The 15,023-nt window shown below is 39.4% G+C and carries 20 protein-coding genes; 15 read left to right on the forward strand and 5 right to left on the reverse strand.

Annotation, left to right across the window (positions count from 1 at the left end; translation table 11 throughout):
• Nucleotides 1-53 precede the first annotated feature (53 nt).
• Nucleotides 54-1,103, forward strand: coding sequence for an alpha/beta fold hydrolase (locus ACQKL5_RS13075; RefSeq protein WP_427609291.1), 1,050 nt, complete (start codon nucleotides 54-56; stop codon nucleotides 1,101-1,103).
• 48 nt (nucleotides 1,104-1,151) lie between these two features.
• On the forward strand, nucleotides 1,152-1,715 hold the full coding sequence (locus ACQKL5_RS13080; RefSeq protein ID WP_427609494.1) for a GNAT family N-acetyltransferase: 564 nt from the start codon (nucleotides 1,152-1,154) through the stop codon (nucleotides 1,713-1,715).
• 54 nt (nucleotides 1,716-1,769) lie between these two features.
• Here ACQKL5_RS13080 and ACQKL5_RS13085 read toward each other — a convergent pair whose 3' ends face one another.
• A complete protein-coding gene (locus ACQKL5_RS13085) occupies nucleotides 1,770-2,579 on the reverse strand; it encodes an SDR family oxidoreductase (RefSeq protein WP_427609293.1) in 810 nt (269 codons plus the stop codon).
• Nucleotides 2,580-2,710: 131 nt separating this feature from the next.
• Nucleotides 2,711-3,424, reverse strand: a complete 714-nt coding sequence (locus ACQKL5_RS13090; RefSeq protein WP_427609295.1) for a DUF4261 domain-containing protein — start codon at nucleotides 3,422-3,424, stop codon at nucleotides 2,711-2,713.
• A gap of 478 nt (nucleotides 3,425-3,902) precedes the next feature.
• On the opposite strand from ACQKL5_RS13090, the gene ACQKL5_RS13095 reads away from it, so the two are divergent.
• Nucleotides 3,903-4,619, forward strand: coding sequence for a YebC/PmpR family DNA-binding transcriptional regulator (locus tag ACQKL5_RS13095; RefSeq protein WP_427609296.1), 717 nt, complete (start codon nucleotides 3,903-3,905; stop codon nucleotides 4,617-4,619).
• Nucleotides 4,620-4,718: 99 nt separating this feature from the next.
• Nucleotides 4,719-4,961 carry a hypothetical protein gene (locus tag ACQKL5_RS13100; protein WP_427609297.1) on the forward strand — a complete coding sequence of 81 codons (243 nt, stop codon included), beginning with the start codon at nucleotides 4,719-4,721 and terminating at the stop codon, nucleotides 4,959-4,961.
• 584 nt (nucleotides 4,962-5,545) lie between these two features.
• Here ACQKL5_RS13100 and ACQKL5_RS13105 read toward each other — a convergent pair.
• Complete coding sequence (locus ACQKL5_RS13105; protein ID WP_427609299.1) at nucleotides 5,546-6,958, reverse strand: polysaccharide deacetylase family protein; 1,413 nt, start codon at nucleotides 6,956-6,958, stop codon at nucleotides 5,546-5,548.
• Nucleotides 6,959-7,074: 116 nt separating this feature from the next.
• Here ACQKL5_RS13105 and ACQKL5_RS13110 point away from each other — a divergent pair, with 116 nt between their 5' ends.
• Nucleotides 7,075-7,218, forward strand: coding sequence for a hypothetical protein (locus ACQKL5_RS13110; protein ID WP_427609300.1), 144 nt, complete (start codon nucleotides 7,075-7,077; stop codon nucleotides 7,216-7,218).
• On the opposite strand, the gene ACQKL5_RS13115 is transcribed toward ACQKL5_RS13110, so the two are convergent.
• Nucleotides 7,215-7,439: a hypothetical protein gene (locus ACQKL5_RS13115; protein WP_427609301.1), complete on the reverse strand. Its 225-nt coding sequence runs from the start codon at nucleotides 7,437-7,439 to the stop codon at nucleotides 7,215-7,217. The two genes, ACQKL5_RS13110 and ACQKL5_RS13115, sit on opposite strands and share 4 nt — an antisense overlap.
• 343 nt (nucleotides 7,440-7,782) lie before the next feature.
• Here ACQKL5_RS13115 and ACQKL5_RS13120 point away from each other — a divergent pair, with 343 nt between their 5' ends.
• From ACQKL5_RS13120 to ACQKL5_RS13140, 5 genes are all read left to right on the forward strand, one after another.
• On the forward strand, nucleotides 7,783-8,418 hold the full coding sequence (locus ACQKL5_RS13120; RefSeq protein ID WP_427609303.1) for a Type 1 glutamine amidotransferase-like domain-containing protein: 636 nt from the start codon (nucleotides 7,783-7,785) through the stop codon (nucleotides 8,416-8,418).
• Complete coding sequence (locus ACQKL5_RS13125) at nucleotides 8,405-8,860, forward strand: hypothetical protein (protein ID WP_427609305.1); 456 nt, start codon at nucleotides 8,405-8,407, stop codon at nucleotides 8,858-8,860. Before ACQKL5_RS13120 ends, ACQKL5_RS13125 begins: the two co-directional genes overlap by 14 nt.
• 132 nt (nucleotides 8,861-8,992) lie before the next feature.
• On the forward strand, nucleotides 8,993-9,223 hold the full coding sequence (locus ACQKL5_RS13130) for a DUF3953 domain-containing protein (protein ID WP_427609307.1): 231 nt from the start codon (nucleotides 8,993-8,995) through the stop codon (nucleotides 9,221-9,223).
• Between the two features lie 459 nt (nucleotides 9,224-9,682).
• Nucleotides 9,683-10,126, forward strand: coding sequence for a MarR family winged helix-turn-helix transcriptional regulator (locus ACQKL5_RS13135; RefSeq protein ID WP_427609309.1), 444 nt, complete (start codon nucleotides 9,683-9,685; stop codon nucleotides 10,124-10,126).
• On the forward strand, nucleotides 10,119-11,315 hold the full coding sequence (locus tag ACQKL5_RS13140; RefSeq protein WP_427609311.1) for an MFS transporter: 1,197 nt from the start codon (nucleotides 10,119-10,121) through the stop codon (nucleotides 11,313-11,315). Before ACQKL5_RS13135 ends, ACQKL5_RS13140 begins: the two co-directional genes overlap by 8 nt.
• 81 nt (nucleotides 11,316-11,396) lie before the next feature.
• Here ACQKL5_RS13140 and ACQKL5_RS13145 read toward each other — a convergent pair whose 3' ends face one another.
• Nucleotides 11,397-12,320: a substrate-binding domain-containing protein gene (locus tag ACQKL5_RS13145; protein ID WP_427609313.1), complete on the reverse strand. Its 924-nt coding sequence runs from the start codon at nucleotides 12,318-12,320 to the stop codon at nucleotides 11,397-11,399.
• A 152-nt stretch (nucleotides 12,321-12,472) separates the two neighbouring features.
• Between ACQKL5_RS13145 and modA the strand changes: the two genes are divergently transcribed.
• The 5 genes from modA to ACQKL5_RS13170 all read left to right on the forward strand — a co-directional run bounded on the left by modA (nucleotide 12,473) and on the right by ACQKL5_RS13170 (nucleotide 14,975).
• On the forward strand, nucleotides 12,473-13,270 hold the full coding sequence (gene modA, locus ACQKL5_RS13150; protein WP_427609495.1) for a molybdate ABC transporter substrate-binding protein: 798 nt from the start codon (nucleotides 12,473-12,475) through the stop codon (nucleotides 13,268-13,270).
• 134 nt (nucleotides 13,271-13,404) lie between these two features.
• Nucleotides 13,405-13,608 (forward strand): hypothetical protein, encoded by a 204-nt coding sequence (locus ACQKL5_RS13155; protein WP_427609314.1) that lies wholly within the window; start codon nucleotides 13,405-13,407, stop codon nucleotides 13,606-13,608.
• An 18-nt stretch (nucleotides 13,609-13,626) separates the two neighbouring features.
• The gene (locus tag ACQKL5_RS13160; RefSeq protein WP_427609315.1) at nucleotides 13,627-13,965 is read left to right on the forward strand and encodes a hypothetical protein; all 339 of its coding nucleotides are present in this window, start codon (nucleotides 13,627-13,629) and stop codon (nucleotides 13,963-13,965) included.
• Complete coding sequence (locus ACQKL5_RS13165) at nucleotides 13,962-14,459, forward strand: hypothetical protein (RefSeq protein ID WP_427609317.1); 498 nt, start codon at nucleotides 13,962-13,964, stop codon at nucleotides 14,457-14,459. Before ACQKL5_RS13160 ends, ACQKL5_RS13165 begins: the two co-directional genes overlap by 4 nt.
• 36 nt (nucleotides 14,460-14,495) lie before the next feature.
• On the forward strand, nucleotides 14,496-14,975 hold the full coding sequence (locus ACQKL5_RS13170; RefSeq protein ID WP_427609318.1) for a hypothetical protein: 480 nt from the start codon (nucleotides 14,496-14,498) through the stop codon (nucleotides 14,973-14,975).
• Nucleotides 14,976-15,023: the final 48 nt, after the last annotated feature.

Genomic DNA, 15,023 nt, shown 5'->3' on the forward strand with positions numbered 1-15,023 from the left:
GCTATTTTCTTATTTACTATAACCAGAACCACTATGGTTCATGAGGAATTTTCATGAAACCTTTTAAAAACCTGAAACGTCTTATATACGAAGTGAAAAATATGAAAGTTGGGAGCCTGGGAATGAATGTGAAAAAGAGGGGTAGGATTTGGAGAATCATACGAAACATCGTATTGTTTGTAGTTGCCATATCCTTGATATGGGTTGCCTTCCATACGGTCATGAAGACCTATGAACAAAAGAAATACCCGGCACGGGGGGAAATGGTGGAAGTGGATGGTAAACGTATGCATGTGTATGCCAAAGGTGATGGAAAAGAAACGATTGTCCTATTAAGCGGGTTAGGCACGGCGGCACCTGCGTTGGATTATGAGCCATTGATGGACGAGATGGCAAAGGATTATAAAGTGGTCGTAGTGGAGCCGTTTGGCTATGGTTGGAGTGAGCTGACCGATAAGGAAAGGACCGTGGAAAACATTGTGGAGGAAATACGGACGGCCCTGAAGAAATCCAACATAGAAGGTCCCTACATATTGATGCCCCATTCCCTTTCCGGAATCTATAGCATGTATTACGCCCATGAATATCCAGAGGAAGTCAAGGCGGTTATTGGAATAGACTTCACGTTACCTAAGGCATTGGAATACTTTGACGAACCTGCGCCCACCATGCCTGCCTATTTGAAGGCTGTTGCACCAACGGGAATAGCAAGATTGGTTTCGTATATCAGCCCTGAAGATGTCATTCCCATTGCTGATGAGGGAACGTATTCGGAAGAAAATCTACACATGACGAAAATTATTTCTGCTGGGAAATTGTACAACCGAAATATTGTCGATGAAGCAAATGAAATAGAGAAGAGTGTGGAAAAGACGAAGGAGATGTCCTTTCCTTCAAACATGCCGATTATGATCTTCGCCGCCAAAAGAGATAAGGTAACCGAAGATGGTAAATCCAATCTGACTTTCTATGAAACGCAAGTAGGAGACAATCCATTAAATGAACTCATTGTTTTAGAAGGCCATCATTATCTCCACTGGACTCGTTCTAAGGAAATGAGTGAACATGTTCGCACATTCATCGAACAGATAAATCATCATTGAACAGCCGAATCAAGTCGCCGAGTAGAGTACGGGAGGGAGAGGGTTTTGATGCAAAACGGAGACGGTACATTTCCTACCCTTGAAACAGATCGATTACTTTTAAGAAAAGTCACGGAAGAAGATGCTAGTAGTGTCTTGAAATACCTGTCTGATTCAGAGGTCATGAAGCACATCGGATTAGCGCCTTTTGCCACTATTGAAGAGGCTCTAGATGAAATTTCATGGTATCAATCGATTTTCGAAAAAGGGACGGGGATTAGATGGGGGATAACTCTGAAAGAACAAGGTGAGGTCATTGGTAGCTGTGGCTTCCTTAACCGGGCTCCCCAACATTACCGCGCTGAAATAGGCACGGAATTAAGGAAGGATCATTGGGGGCAGGGCATTGCATGTGAGGCGTTTGAAGCGGTCATTCGATATGGTTTTGAAACACTTCAGATTCAAAGGATAGAAGCGTTGATTGAACCTCCCAATGTTTCTTCCCAAAGGTTAGCGGAAAAGCATGGCTTTTTACGAGAAGGGTTATTGAGACAGTATGAGTTCACATGTGGTAAATTTGATGATCTATATATGTATTCGTTATTGAAGCGAGATTTCGAGGAACGTTACTAGGATTCCAACATAGAAATAAAGCCACCTATTCTGCATAAGTGGCCTCGTTGTTAGTTATTGTCGTACTTTGTCTATATTGGCTATCGTACCACCATCAACACGGATATCAGTCCCGGTGATATAGGAAGCACCTTCGCTGATCAAGAACTCAACCACCGTGGCGATTTCCTTCGGCTCCCCTTCACGGAGAAGAGGCGTATGATCCAGCATGACTTTCATTTGTTCTTGTTGAGAAGCTTCCTGCCGTCCCATCGGGGTATTGATCGTACCTGGAGATAGCGAGACAATGCGTGCACCTTTTTGCCCCCATGCCCACGCTTGATGTTCCACAATCAATAGGACGCCCAATTTGGATAAGCTATACGCAGCGCCAGGAATCCCTTGTGTCATCTTTTCCATTGTTTCTACGAAATTTGGAGCCAAGGGGTTTTTTAGCACCTCTACGTATGGACCATCTTTAGGAACCATATGGCCACTCATGGATGAAATGCAGACCGCAACCGTACCAGGGCCGGCTATTTTTAGGAATTCATCTAATATAATGCCTGTACCTACTAGATTCACTTCCGTTATACGTTTTGAATCTCCCATTGTGGGAGACAATCCGGCCGTATTAATAATGGATTTTAACGTACCTAATGACTTCGCTTTTTCCGCTAGAGCTCTAACATTTTCCGCATCGGTAATATCTACCGTTTGGTAATGTACATCCTCCACACCTTTTGTTACTAATTCATCTTTAGTTTGGATTAAGCGATCTTTATTCACATCCGCCAAGAGCACGGTTCCTGTTTTGCCGACCAATTCAGCAATTGCTTTTCCCATACCACCTGTACCGCCTGTGATTACATGGACATTTGACATGAAATCTCCTCTTTTCATATGTAAGATTATGTTAGATTCTCCATCATCCTACACAAAATCGATAGGTCATGGCAAATAAAAAGGTGGGAAACATGATAAGCCAACTCTAGTTTGAGTTGGCTACTGTCTCTTTATTTCTCTAAGCTCCATAATCCGTAGGGGTTGTAAAAAGGATGTTCTTCCTCGTACCTGAAGTCTTGACGGCTAGTCAATGTAAAGGTGGGGGCGTCTGATTTAATACGGAAGTCTTGGCCGTTTGTGAAAATGGGTCTTTCCCCTAGATTGTAAAAGTTGAAAGTGCTCAGTAAGGTTACGGCTTCTTTAGGGCTCATCGTGTTGGGCGTAACAACATCTGGAAGGCCAAAAGCCTTCATACCGAATGAACCATAGTGGTCATCCTCTCCGATGATGGTGACAAAATGGGCATAAACCGGAATGACATCCGGGTTTTGCTGCAATTTGTGCCAAGCTTCCTTCGTGTGGGCCATACCCGATGTTTCGATTTTTACAGCCATGCCGCCAGCTTTAAGTAAGGCTGACCCAGCATCTATCAGATTTACCACAGCTTTAAAGTCAGATACTTCCGCAATGATATAGACCGTGAAAGTATGATGATTGATTTCGGTCAACAGACTTTCAGGAAATGCCCCTTTACTGGCATAAGAGAAGGCCTCTTTCAAGTGTGGTTCATACTCATACACTTCGACATGAAACGTGATGTCCTTTTCACTGTTATGTAAATCGTGTCCGGCCAACAGATATCCATCACTTTCCGTAGCCACCGCCTGATTCAATTCCGTACGGTTCTTCCATTCTCCAGGTATCCCGATAATAATTTCCGTCATGATGCACCTCGACTTTCTTTTTTTTACTATACTACGTCTTCTGCTCGTTTGTCTTATTGTATAATAGTGGAAAAGGAGCGATTGCTTGAAAAATCACACCACAATATATTTACTCTTGTTCAGTTCTAGTATTTTTGGGGGATTGGCTTTACAGGATTTTTTCGAATATTCCATGTTAGTCGCCGTGAGCTTAAGTGCGACATTCATGATTTTTGCGCTTATTTCTTTGGGGAAAAGGAACCGAAGGAGGACCTGAGTACTCATTCCATGGATGTATGGCTTTTTGTAGGGGATTCATAGTAGGTAGGACTTTTTCAAATTAATCCAATTGATGTATAATATAAACGAGTGATTGTCTGTGATATCTGTACTAAAATATATATTGTAGATTTATTCATGGTTCTATGAAAAAATGGTAATGGAATTTGCCATATTCAATGATTCTTGTTTATTCAATGATGAAAGAGAGTGGAATATAATGGGTCGTAAATGGAATAATATCAAGGAAAAAAAAGCGTCCAAAGATGCGAATACTAGCCGTATTTATGCGAAATTCGGACGTGAAATTTATGTGGTAGCCAAACAAGGTGAACCAGATCCAGAATCGAATCAGGCACTACGTGTCGTATTGGAACGTGCGAAAACGTACAATGTCCCAAGAGCGATTATTGACCGTGCGATCGAGAAGGCAAAAGGTGGTTCTGAAGAGAACTATGATGAACTCCGTTATGAAGGATTCGGTCCTAATGGAGCAATGGTGATTGTGGATGCGTTGACAAACAACGTTAACCGCACAGCATCGGATGTACGTGCCGCTTTCGGTAAAAATGGAGGAAACATGGGAGTCAGCGGATCGGTTGCCTACATGTTCGATGCCACGGCTGTTTTCGGTATCGAAGGGAAGAATTCTGAAGAGGTGCTTGAATTATTGATGGAAGCGGATGTTGATGTTCGTGACATCATCGATGAAGAAGAGTCAGTTATCGTATATGCGGAACCTGATCAATTCCATGCAGTGCAACAAGCATTCAAGGAAGCGGGCATCACGGAATTCACGGTTGCCGAGCTTACAATGCTAGCACAAAATGACTTAACTCTTCCTGCTGATGCGCAAGAACAATTCGAAAAAATGATCGACGCATTAGAGGACTTAGAAGACGTTCAACAAGTCTACCACAATGTGGATCTTGGTTGATCATATAGAAAAGTGGGCCTGTGAGATATAATCACAGGCCCTAAACTGTAGGCATACTCGATTAAAATCGAGTTTGCCTACAGTTTTTTTTGTTTCTAAATGGAAATTAGCACTGAAAATGATATTCTTAAACTAGCACTAGCAGATATTTCTGTTGAAGAGGTAAATGGGATTACAAATGAGCTTATACAAGGAGATATAATACAAATTGAGGAAATGAAGCTGAGGCCAAGGGGCGCCATGCTGCTCCACCAACTGCACTCGATAAACCGCTTAAAGTTATTTTTGGAGCAATTGTTTATGACAATAGCAACAAGTGGGGTGCCAATAAGCTTGTCATAAATAGGGAAACAATCGACCTAAGGTTAAACGTGCATGTAAAACTCTAGGATACTAGTCAAATGATCTAAACTAAGGGGTGAACTTTTATGTTTAATGTACCTGAATTTTCGAGGGTGAAAAAATTAAAGTTAGCTACACATTCATTACTTATATGTGTTCTATTAAGTTTAATGAGTTTAATCATTAATGATGTATTTTCTCTAGTGGTAGATGTAAGAATTAATGTAAACTTATTCTTTATCCCTATTATTATTGTTTTTTGGATTTTAATCGCTATAAATAAACCTGCTTATCAAAAGTAAAAAGAGAATCTAGCTTACCTAAACGGATACCTATAGAGTGGACACTTAGAAAAGAATGTTTCCTCTATAGATATTTTTGTAGAGAAGGTCATGGTACGGGTTAAGGCAGCCTTAAAATTTAAAACAAAACAACAAGAAGAGGTCTTGGGATCGTCGTGTCCCGGACTTTTTTGAATTCTACATAAAGCGGTTTCTGTTCGAGTATCGTATGAAGCACTTTTGGTTTAGCCCCTTTTTACAGAAAAAAGCCTGCTTTGGTAAACAAAACAGGCTCTTTCGCATTTATCCTTTTACCTTAATTCCATAGCGTTTTCGGTCTTGTTTCACTTTTTCAAGCTCGGATATGGTAACGAGCTGGTAGCCTTGCTGATCCAACTTCTTGATGATTTCATCCGCTGCTTCAGCACTGGTTTTATAAATGTCATGCATGAGGATGACTTTACCGTCCTCCGCTTTGTTCATGACTTTGCGAACCACTTTCTTCTTGTTCTTGAGCTTCCAGTCTTCCGGGTCTATTTCCCAGAGTACGACATCCATTTCTCCTATGTTCTTGCGGACCTCGTCATTGACCGCACCATACGGGGGACGGATAAGGCTAGGTTCATAGCCGCTCGCTTTTTTGATCGCCAGTTGGGTTGTATTGATTTGACTCTTGATCTTTTTCTTGCTTAACCGCGTCAATTGCGGATGATCCCAGGAATGGTTCCCGATTTCATTTCCTTGTGCAAGCATGTTTTGCAAGACGTCAGGATAATGCTCCACACGGCTTCCTAGTACGAAGAAGGTCGCATGAGCTTGATGCTTCTTCAAAGACGTCAGGATAGCCATCGTATTGTCAGGGTGAGGTCCGTCATCGAATGTGAGGGCAATCACCTTTTGTGATGGATCAATCCATTCATTCTTTGGAGGAAGCTTGACGACGATGTGATTGGGCTGTTTTTCCTTCACGCGGTCTTGGTTCATGTCCTTACTTAGATATGTATCTAGTAAGCTATCTTTGAATAAATCTTTTTTAATGGCTACGGTTTGGATGTTGGATGAGTCTCCGTCTTTTTTTGGTTTCATATAGAAGACTAATGTATTTTTTAGTACCGAAAAGGATTCGAAATTAGCCATTTTCGGATCTGTTATTTTCTTGATTAGGTCTTCGGAAAGTTTTTTATCTTTCTTATCATGTAACTCTTCAAAAGCAATATCGGATAAGACCGATAAATAATCCGTATCAGAGTAAAAAATTTCATCTAAAGAGAGGATTTCTTGAGAGGGAATATCGTATGTAAAAATGTTATATTCCGAATGTTTTTTACCTGCAATTTGTTCATATTTATCGAAGGAGATTGTGACGGTTTGTTTGCTGAAATGAAGGATATCATACGTGATGTTCAACTCAGAAGAAGCTTTCCCATCGATAGCCTTCCATTTCTTTTGATACTCTTTTATTTCATTACGGATATAGGATTCTAGCTGCTCATCGATTGACTCTTGGTGGAAGACCGGCCTGCTTACTGAATATCCACCTTTCGTATAATCGTTGACCTCCGTTTGGATATCAGCATCCGGATAATTCTTATCTATGGAATAGGCTGACACCGTATGCTTATTTTTCATCAGTTTGATAGCCAATCCCGACAATCCCAAAACCACCGTCAGACATAAAAGAGAAATAAAGATTTTTTTATAATTTAATTTACTCATGATGCTTTCCCACCTCGTGATAATTCTACTATAATATAACTTCAAAAGCCTTAAAATTATGTTAAAAAATTCATTTTTTATAGGGGGATTTTTCCTTGTTGGTTTTTAACTAGGATATGACCATCCATGTGACTATAGAAGTGGTGTTGAATATCAAAAAAAAACAATGGGATTGTATGAAAATGAATGTGTCGAAGTGTATCGTGGTGGAAGAAATCAACGTTCAGGTTGGACCCTATTTCTATGCGGAACAAGATTAGAGAATTTTAGATTCCTCTTCGTGGGAGTGAACCTTCATTTGGTCAAGTTCGAGCCTTAATTTCTCTGTTTCTAACAGATAGTTTTCATGTTTGAGTTTTTCGAGTTCGATTTCGTCTTTAAGCATGTTGTGTTTGGTTTTTGACTGTTGTTGAAAATGATCTGACACAATCGCGATTATAGGGATAGAGAAGATCATGACAACGGTTACGGTGGCCACCATATTTTTTCCTCCTTGGTATTCAGACTGTATTTCTCCTTTATATTATACGAATACGATTGTTTTTAGGAAGTGTTTTTACAATAAATGTTAAGAAATGAGATAAGGACGAGCTGGATTGTAAAAGGGAAGGGGAGGATAGCTTATGCATATTATTCCTTTCCTTATTAATCATTTTTTTCACAATCGTTGCATATTTCCTACCGGAAGCAGGCTACCCACCGCCTATTCGCTTATTCTTTTAGGTAAGCTCCGGATTGAATAAAGCTTAATCATTTTAAAGCTGACAAATTGATATAAAGCTAGTTTCAATGATGGTATAATATGTTAAAAAAGGGGTGCGATGATGAAGCTATGTTTTATTGGGGGAGGTAACCCTTCAACTGGGGAACTTGATGATGTGATGAACTATTTAAGTCATCATGTTGAAGTGGGAAGTAAGATGTTAATCATTCCTTTCGCGACGGAAGATTCAAAAATTGATAGATGGTTTAACTCTGCAAAGCAATCATTTGGGGATATAGGGATGGAGCATATTAAACTACTCGATTATCGACTGACAAGTCAAGAAATGAAAGATGAAATAAAAGACCATGATGTTCTTTATTTTTCTGGCGGAAGACCGGAGAAGTTAATGGAAAGTTTATATGCAAAAGATCTGATACAAACTATTAAAGGTTTTCCAGGCTTAATGGTGGGTGTAAGTGCAGGGGCTTTACTGTTTTGTAGAGATTGTATCATTACAAAAGATGAAGATTATCCCGAAACACAGATAATAAGGGGTTTAGATTTAGTGAATTTTAGTGTGGAAGTTCACTATGAAGGTGCCAATGATGAAGAATTACTCCCTTTGTCAAATGATAGGGATATATACGCCATTCCAGATGGTAGTGCAATATTTTGGGATCACGAGGAAGCTACACCGATTCATAATATCCTGCATTTTAGAAAAGGAACGAAACAGATTCTTGGAGAAGGTTAAAAATTTTGGTGGGGGACATGGATTGAAATTCTTCTTGAAAGTGAATGTTGTTAGTATTCTCTATGCCCTTATACTATTTATTCCTCTTGAGCTCATCATGAATGTATATAGAATTAGCAGACTAACAACATGGGATATAGGGAATGTGAACATCTTAATCGGATGTACGGCTATTGTATTGTTGGTGTCTGGGACCATCCTGCTTTTTTTCTTAACAAAAAAGTGGATGGGCTTCAGAAAAGCTCAATTCTGGACAGTTATCCTTTGGGCTCCCTATTTCGTTCTTTTCGTTTATATGGGTGCCTCTCTGATTCCTGTAACATATGGAGGAGATATGCCTAATCCTGCTACTGGTCTTTTGGCAGTAGGAGCTTTGATTGTTTATCCCATTTATATACTCATTATCAATTTTTCAAGTTACATAGACAAAGAAGGTTGCTGAGGCAGCCTTTTTATTGTGGGCTAAAAAGGTATTTCGTTCCTAATAAACGTTCATTGTCCTCATAAATGAAAAGATGTTAAATGGTATGATGAGTAAGAAATGGTACAGAACTTAGTAGGGGGAAAAGTTTTCTTGAAAAAGGTTAAAATCATCTTGGCAGCCATTATTATTAGTCTTGTAACATATAGTATAAAAACAGAAACCAATTTAATGCCGTATTATATGTTTTTCTTAGGAGTAATGATCTTGGTGACGGGAATAGCCGAACTCCAAAAAGACAGAAAAGGCTATAAAGGATATATGAGCATCGGTATTGCTTTCTTTGTTTTCTTAGTTTCCATCCAGCGCTTCTTCATGAACTAATGGGTAGGCAGTTCGGTAAGGGAAGAGCAGAGCAGTGAAATGCATAAGGGCATGTTTTGATCAATCTTGTTCAAAACATGCCCTTTTTATATTGTATAAACACTCTTAACTTTCTTTCATACCGTACCTATGTCCAGGTTTTTGTTTTATTTTTGGCTCTATATCTGCTATTAACTTATCGAGAATATGGTAAAATTGCTGCTTTTCTTCAGCCGTCAAACTCTTTAATGCAATGGGTTGAACCTCGTGCTCAGTTCATTGAATCATAAACACCCGTTTATCTTGAGGTGATTTCTCGCGTTTAATTAGTCCCTTTATATCCCCAAACCCAGTTCTAATGACCTGCAATTTTTTGAGAGTTTGGTGAACATACAGCTTGGTTAGGTTTCAAAATGAATTGACATGATAGAAAAAAACATATATAGTTGCATGCGCAACTATTTTTAAGGAGGCAAATATTTGAGAAACCTGCAAGAGTTAGTTCACCAATTTTTCCAAGTGTCGAGAACCATGACGAATGACCTCAATCAACGAATGGCTGACTATAAGCTGACACATGCTCAATTAGCCGTTATAGAATACTTATTAAAGAAGGAGAGTTCATCTTCACTGGTCGATATTGCCAAGTATTTGAATGTGGAAAAGTCCACTGTGACTCGTGCCGTCGGTCATTTAGAGAAAAACAATTATATCCATCAAGTTCCTTCTATAGACAGTCGGGAAAAAAGGATCAGTTTAAGTGACACTAGTCATGACATTCGGTCTAAGGTTCAACAAACAAAGGAAGATTTTGAAAGTGCTGCTTTTAAGGGCATCTCAAATGAAGAGGTAGACGTTACTTTTCAGACCTTACTTAAAATATGGAATAACTTAAATGGAGATGTAAACAAACAGAATGACTAAATCTAAATTATGGACAAAGGACTTTATCATCATTACCGTAACATCCTTTTTGGTGTTTCTAACCTTTTACTTACTGATGACAACACTCACGCTCTATTCCATTCAACAATTTAACGCTTCACAAACCGAAGCTGGCTTTGCGGCTAGTATATTCGTAATTGGTTCTCTTCTTTTACGGCTTGTATCAGGGAAATACATAGATGTGATTGGGCGCAAGAAGTTACTCTTTGGGAGTTTGCTTTTATTTTTAATAGCGTCTCTTCTTTATTTTACAGCAGATACTTTTAGTTTATTATTACTGGTCCGCTTTATCCATGGAGCAGCATTCGGTATCGCTACGACTGTTATGGCCACAGCTGTCATGAGCATCATCCCTCCAGAACGTAGAGGTGAAGGCACAAGCTATTATTCTCTAAACACACCGCTTGCAACTGCAATAGGGCCCTTCTTAGGTATTCTTATCACGCAACATGCAGACTTTACCATGGTTTTTGTCGTATGTACTATATTTTCCGTCATTAGCATTGTTGTCATGCTTTTCGCAGAAATCACTGAGGTTAATTTAACAAAAGAGCAAATTCAAGAGGTGAAAGGCTTTAAGTTACAAGACTTCTTTGAAAAGTCGGCACTCCCTATTTCGAGTATCATTTTTATCATAGGGATCACGTACGCTAGTGTTCTAACCTATATTAGCCCATATGCAATCGAGGTTAATCTAACAGGTGCGGCTAGTATCTTCTTCATTGTCTATGCTATCTTCCTATTAGCTTCTAGACCCTTTACTGGTAAACTGCTCGATATAAAAGGGGATAACATTGTCATTTACCCTGCACTACTGTTGTATACAATTGGTTTAGTTTGCTTAAGCCAATCCTATACCAATTGGATGCTGCTTGTAGCAGCTGCATTCATCGCACTTGGTTTCGGGAATATGATTTCGTGTAGTCAAGCAGTTGTTGTAAATAAATCCCCTCGTCATCGCATAGGGCTTGCTACCTCAACATTCTATATAGCAATGGATGCTGGAATTGGAATTGGACCTCTCATTATAGGGATCATTGTTCCTATCTTCGGTTTCCGAGGTATGTATATGTCTATGGCATTCATCGTATTTTTAACGATCATTCTCTACTATTTTGTGCACGGAAAGAAGACTGGATTAATAAATGAAAAGAAGCGTGTGGCCTAATCCAAGACCTTGGTTCTGAACACGTTCTTAAATTGAAAGCTCATAAAAAAAGGGAAGGCTTCTAATCAGAGGCCTTCCCTTTTAAAATGTTTCACTAATGATCGAACCAGTTCTGGACGTGTCGTAATCACCCAAGCTATTAATTTCGGACTGAAAGGACGTGGAAGTTAAAATTTCCTTAAGACTTTGTATCACTTGCTCATTTTTAGGCGTCTTTAGAATGACCAAATCATACCGTTCGGTTATTAAAGGAACGAAATCCACCCCGACGATTTTGGCAGCCTTTTCGATACCAACCCCAACATCCGCCATCCCAGCTGAAATAGCTGAAGCCACACTCAAGTGATTGGTTTCTTCCTGTTCATAGCCCTTTAAACCTTGAGGCGAAATCTTATGGATTCTAAGCTGCTCATCAAGCAGAATGCGTGCGCCGGATCCTCTTTCCCGATTGATGATCGTCATATCCTGATTCAGATCAGACCAAGTGGTGAGGTGGAGCGGGTTTCCCTTTTGGACGTAAAAACCTGCTTTCCTCGAAATGAGGTTGATCAGCATATAGGGATACCCAACTAAAATTTTCTTTATATAAGGAAGGTTATATTCTCCTGTATCTCCATCATACATATGGACGCTTGCGATATCAGATTCCCCGTTATACATCGAGATCAGCCCGTTCAGACTGCCTGTGTTGGACCGTAATGTTTTATAGGATGAATCTCTTTCTATGTATTGACCAAGGATATCTAGAACCATGTCTTGGCCACTTATGACAAGGTGATGAGATTCCTTCGGATGGACTTGTTGATTATCGGCAATCGGTGCTGGGGAGGATGTGGACTTATGGCCTTGAATATAGTTCTCCAAGTCTTTTGCATCCATTCTCATCTGCCTACCGACCCGGAATACAGGGAGTTCTCCCTTTTTCACAAGATCATAAATCGTCAGTTTGGATACCTTCAATAGCTGTGATACTTCTTCGATTGTATAGGATAGCTCTTTTGACATGTGCATCCCTCCGACTTTATTGTATCCTAGTGGCCGAAAGAAAGTAAATTCACTGAGGAAAATATTAAGTATTTCTTTTTTATCATTTTCTTATTATAATTACATATAACTAGTTATAACTAAACATAACTAGAAAGAAGGGAAGAAGAATGTTGAAGAAATTATATCTTATTATCTCGATTATGTTACTGGTTGTAATCGGGGCAGGTTGTTCATCAGATGAGAAAAACACAGACACGAAAAAACAGGAAGCCACGGAGAAAGTCGATTTAACGATTTCGGCAGCCGCAAGCTTGCAGGATGCCTTGAACGACATAAAAGCAAGTTTCGAAAAAGAAACGCCAGATGTTAAAGTAAACTTTAATTTTGGAGCGTCAGGAGCGTTGCAACAACAAATCTCCAAAGGAGCACCTGTCGATTTATTCTTCTCAGCCGCAGAAGATAAATTCGATACATTAGTCGATGAGGGCCTTATCGATGAAAAACAAGGAACGGACCTAGTCGGTAATGATCTTGTATTGGTTGTTTCAAAGGAATCGGATATAGAAATCAAATCGTTGGAAGACATCACGAAAGCTAAAAAGATTTCAATTGGTACACCTGAATCCGTTCCGGCAGGTCAGTATGCGTTACAAACGTTGAAGAACAGTGACCTTTGGAAAGAGGTCGAAGAGAACGTGATTTATGCCAAAGATGTTCGCCAAGTACTTACATATGTGGAAACGGAGAACGTGGATGCAGGTATGGTGTATAAGACGGATGCGTTAACATCTTCGAAAGTGGATATTGTGACAACCGCAGGGGATGATTTACATGACCCAATTATCTATCCAGCAGGTGTGATCAAAGATAGTTCACATCCAAAAGAAGCACAGTTATTTTATGACTATCTTCAAACGGATGAGGCCATGAAGATTTTTGAGAAGTATGGATTTACCAATTTGAAATAATGTAAAGGGCTGCCAATAGTTGGCAGTCTTATTTTGTATATATATTTACCTTAAAATACCTTTTGAAGGAACTTTTGCTAGTGCATATCGTATATAATGATAGGTGATAGCTAGTCGGATTAGAGGGGAATTGAATGGAGTTTATAAGAGAAAATGCTTATGTGAGATTCATCCTGTTTTTCATCATCATTTATTCTACCACCATTATGTGGGAGTATAGAGCCGAGCATGAAACTCATTGGATGGCAAATCTATTTGAATCGTTGATTTACGTTACATCTTCTACATGTGTGACTCGGTTTTTGAAAAATAACTTCGACAACCAGCGCACGGAATAGGATGGGGAGGGGAACATAATGGATGATGTATTAGGTTATCTTATCATCGCGATTATCATTGTCGGGTTTGCGTTCGGATTTGCACTACAACTTCAAGAGGTACTGCTCATTAGAAAAAACAATGAAACGGTCCATAAAAGGCTGTTATATGGCTATTATGTACGCTGCGTCGCATACGTAGGTTTTTTAACCGCATATCTCTTGAATGTGCTGGTTGCTGCAGGGATTCTCCAAAATGCATATTTTACAGATAGTAACACGAGCTTGTGGAGTTCCCTATTCCTTATTGTTTTATTGTTTACGCATTTTGTCATGCGACAAAAAAAATCAATGCGTATGCAGAAGGAGAAATTATGAATAGGAAAGGGAAACTCGGTATAGCGCTGACGTTGCTTGTAGCCATTGGGATTACGATATATATTACGCCAGAATTAGTAAAAAAAGTGAAGAGCAGTCCCCTGCATGCTCTATATACATATAACGTCACCAAATCCTTTACGGAAGTCTCGGACGAAACGGTTGAAGTGGCTTCCGTCCCTATGGGAGAACTGAAGAAATTAGATACTGTGGATCAAACAGATGTAAAGATTGAAGGTGCATCTCGCAATATAGAAAAAGTTGTGGCAGAAAGCTTAAGTGAACCGAAGAAGTACGGAGGAAAAAGTACACTGAATGGTCCAGACCAAGGGTTTAAGGTTCGTAAATTTTATCATACGAAGCAGTACGATAAAGGGGAATATACGGTGACGCGAACCAACAGAATCACGGGCAAGGAGAAGGAGTACACAGGAACTTATTATGAACCGAGTGTTCAGGATCCTTTTATCAGTTGGTCACGTGATTATAAGTGACTTTCAGTTTAAATCGTGAAGAAAAAAGGGGTAGTTATGAAGAAGTGGTACCTTTTCGCAATAATTATATGTATTATTGGAATCCTGTTTTTTCTTTACAAAGGAAAAGAAGAGACGAAAGTGTATAGTTTCAGCGGAAGCAGTGATGAGTTAAAGATTCATAATGGAGTGATCATCTTATCCCCAAAAAAACAAGTCGTCTACGGCGGTGAGGTAGAATATATAGGACCAAAGCGGACTCATATAAAAACTTATTTTAAATCCATTTATCTTAATGATGAAGAAGCTATCGTTTTGAAAAGTAGCGTATCTAATGGTGTGAAGGGGGATGGTTTGTCCTTCCCGGCTGAATTAAAGTTGAATAAAGAAAACGGTTCGATAAGTAGTGAAGAATTGTTAACGGAACAACAGATAAAAGAGTTGAAAGAGAATCTCTATTATCAGCTTGAAATGATCATGGATGACGGGGAAAACATCAAACTTCCACTTCGGTTAGAGGTACATGAAATAAAGTAAAGTAACATAAGTAAAGGGACTTCCTTATTCGGAAGTCCCTTTGCTGTA

Origin of the sequence: Peribacillus sp. NPDC097675 (assembly GCF_050277655.1) — a bacterium.
GTDB lineage: Bacteria > Bacillota > Bacilli > Bacillales > DSM-1321 > Peribacillus.

Excerpts from the sequence above, each read along its gene's own strand:
- ACQKL5_RS13145 (WP_427609313.1), bottom strand. The coding sequence starts at position 12,320 with ATGTCAAAAGAGCTATCCTATACAATCGAAGAAGTATCACAGCTATTG.
- ACQKL5_RS13140 (WP_427609311.1), top strand. The coding sequence starts at position 10,119 with ATGACTAAATCTAAATTATGGACAAAGGACTTTATCATCATTACCGTA.
- ACQKL5_RS13155 (WP_427609314.1), top strand. The coding sequence starts at position 13,405 with ATGGAGTTTATAAGAGAAAATGCTTATGTGAGATTCATCCTGTTTTTC.
- ACQKL5_RS13120 (WP_427609303.1), top strand. The coding sequence starts at position 7,783 with ATGAAGCTATGTTTTATTGGGGGAGGTAACCCTTCAACTGGGGAACTT.
- ACQKL5_RS13115 (WP_427609301.1), bottom strand. The coding sequence starts at position 7,439 with ATGGTGGCCACCGTAACCGTTGTCATGATCTTCTCTATCCCTATAATC.
- ACQKL5_RS13100 (WP_427609297.1), top strand. The coding sequence starts at position 4,719 with ATGGAAATTAGCACTGAAAATGATATTCTTAAACTAGCACTAGCAGAT.
- ACQKL5_RS13085 (WP_427609293.1), bottom strand. The coding sequence starts at position 2,579 with ATGTCAAATGTCCATGTAATCACAGGCGGTACAGGTGGTATGGGAAAA.
- ACQKL5_RS13075 (WP_427609291.1), top strand. The coding sequence starts at position 54 with ATGAAACCTTTTAAAAACCTGAAACGTCTTATATACGAAGTGAAAAAT.
- ACQKL5_RS13165 (WP_427609317.1), top strand. The coding sequence starts at position 13,962 with ATGAATAGGAAAGGGAAACTCGGTATAGCGCTGACGTTGCTTGTAGCC.
- ACQKL5_RS13095 (WP_427609296.1), top strand. The coding sequence starts at position 3,903 with ATGGGTCGTAAATGGAATAATATCAAGGAAAAAAAAGCGTCCAAAGAT.
- ACQKL5_RS13090 (WP_427609295.1), bottom strand. The coding sequence starts at position 3,424 with ATGACGGAAATTATTATCGGGATACCTGGAGAATGGAAGAACCGTACG.
- ACQKL5_RS13110 (WP_427609300.1), top strand. The coding sequence starts at position 7,075 with ATGACCATCCATGTGACTATAGAAGTGGTGTTGAATATCAAAAAAAAA.
- ACQKL5_RS13160 (WP_427609315.1), top strand. The coding sequence starts at position 13,627 with ATGGATGATGTATTAGGTTATCTTATCATCGCGATTATCATTGTCGGG.
- ACQKL5_RS13080 (WP_427609494.1), top strand. The coding sequence starts at position 1,152 with ATGCAAAACGGAGACGGTACATTTCCTACCCTTGAAACAGATCGATTA.
- ACQKL5_RS13170 (WP_427609318.1), top strand. The coding sequence starts at position 14,496 with ATGAAGAAGTGGTACCTTTTCGCAATAATTATATGTATTATTGGAATC.
- ACQKL5_RS13105 (WP_427609299.1), bottom strand. The coding sequence starts at position 6,958 with ATGAGTAAATTAAATTATAAAAAAATCTTTATTTCTCTTTTATGTCTG.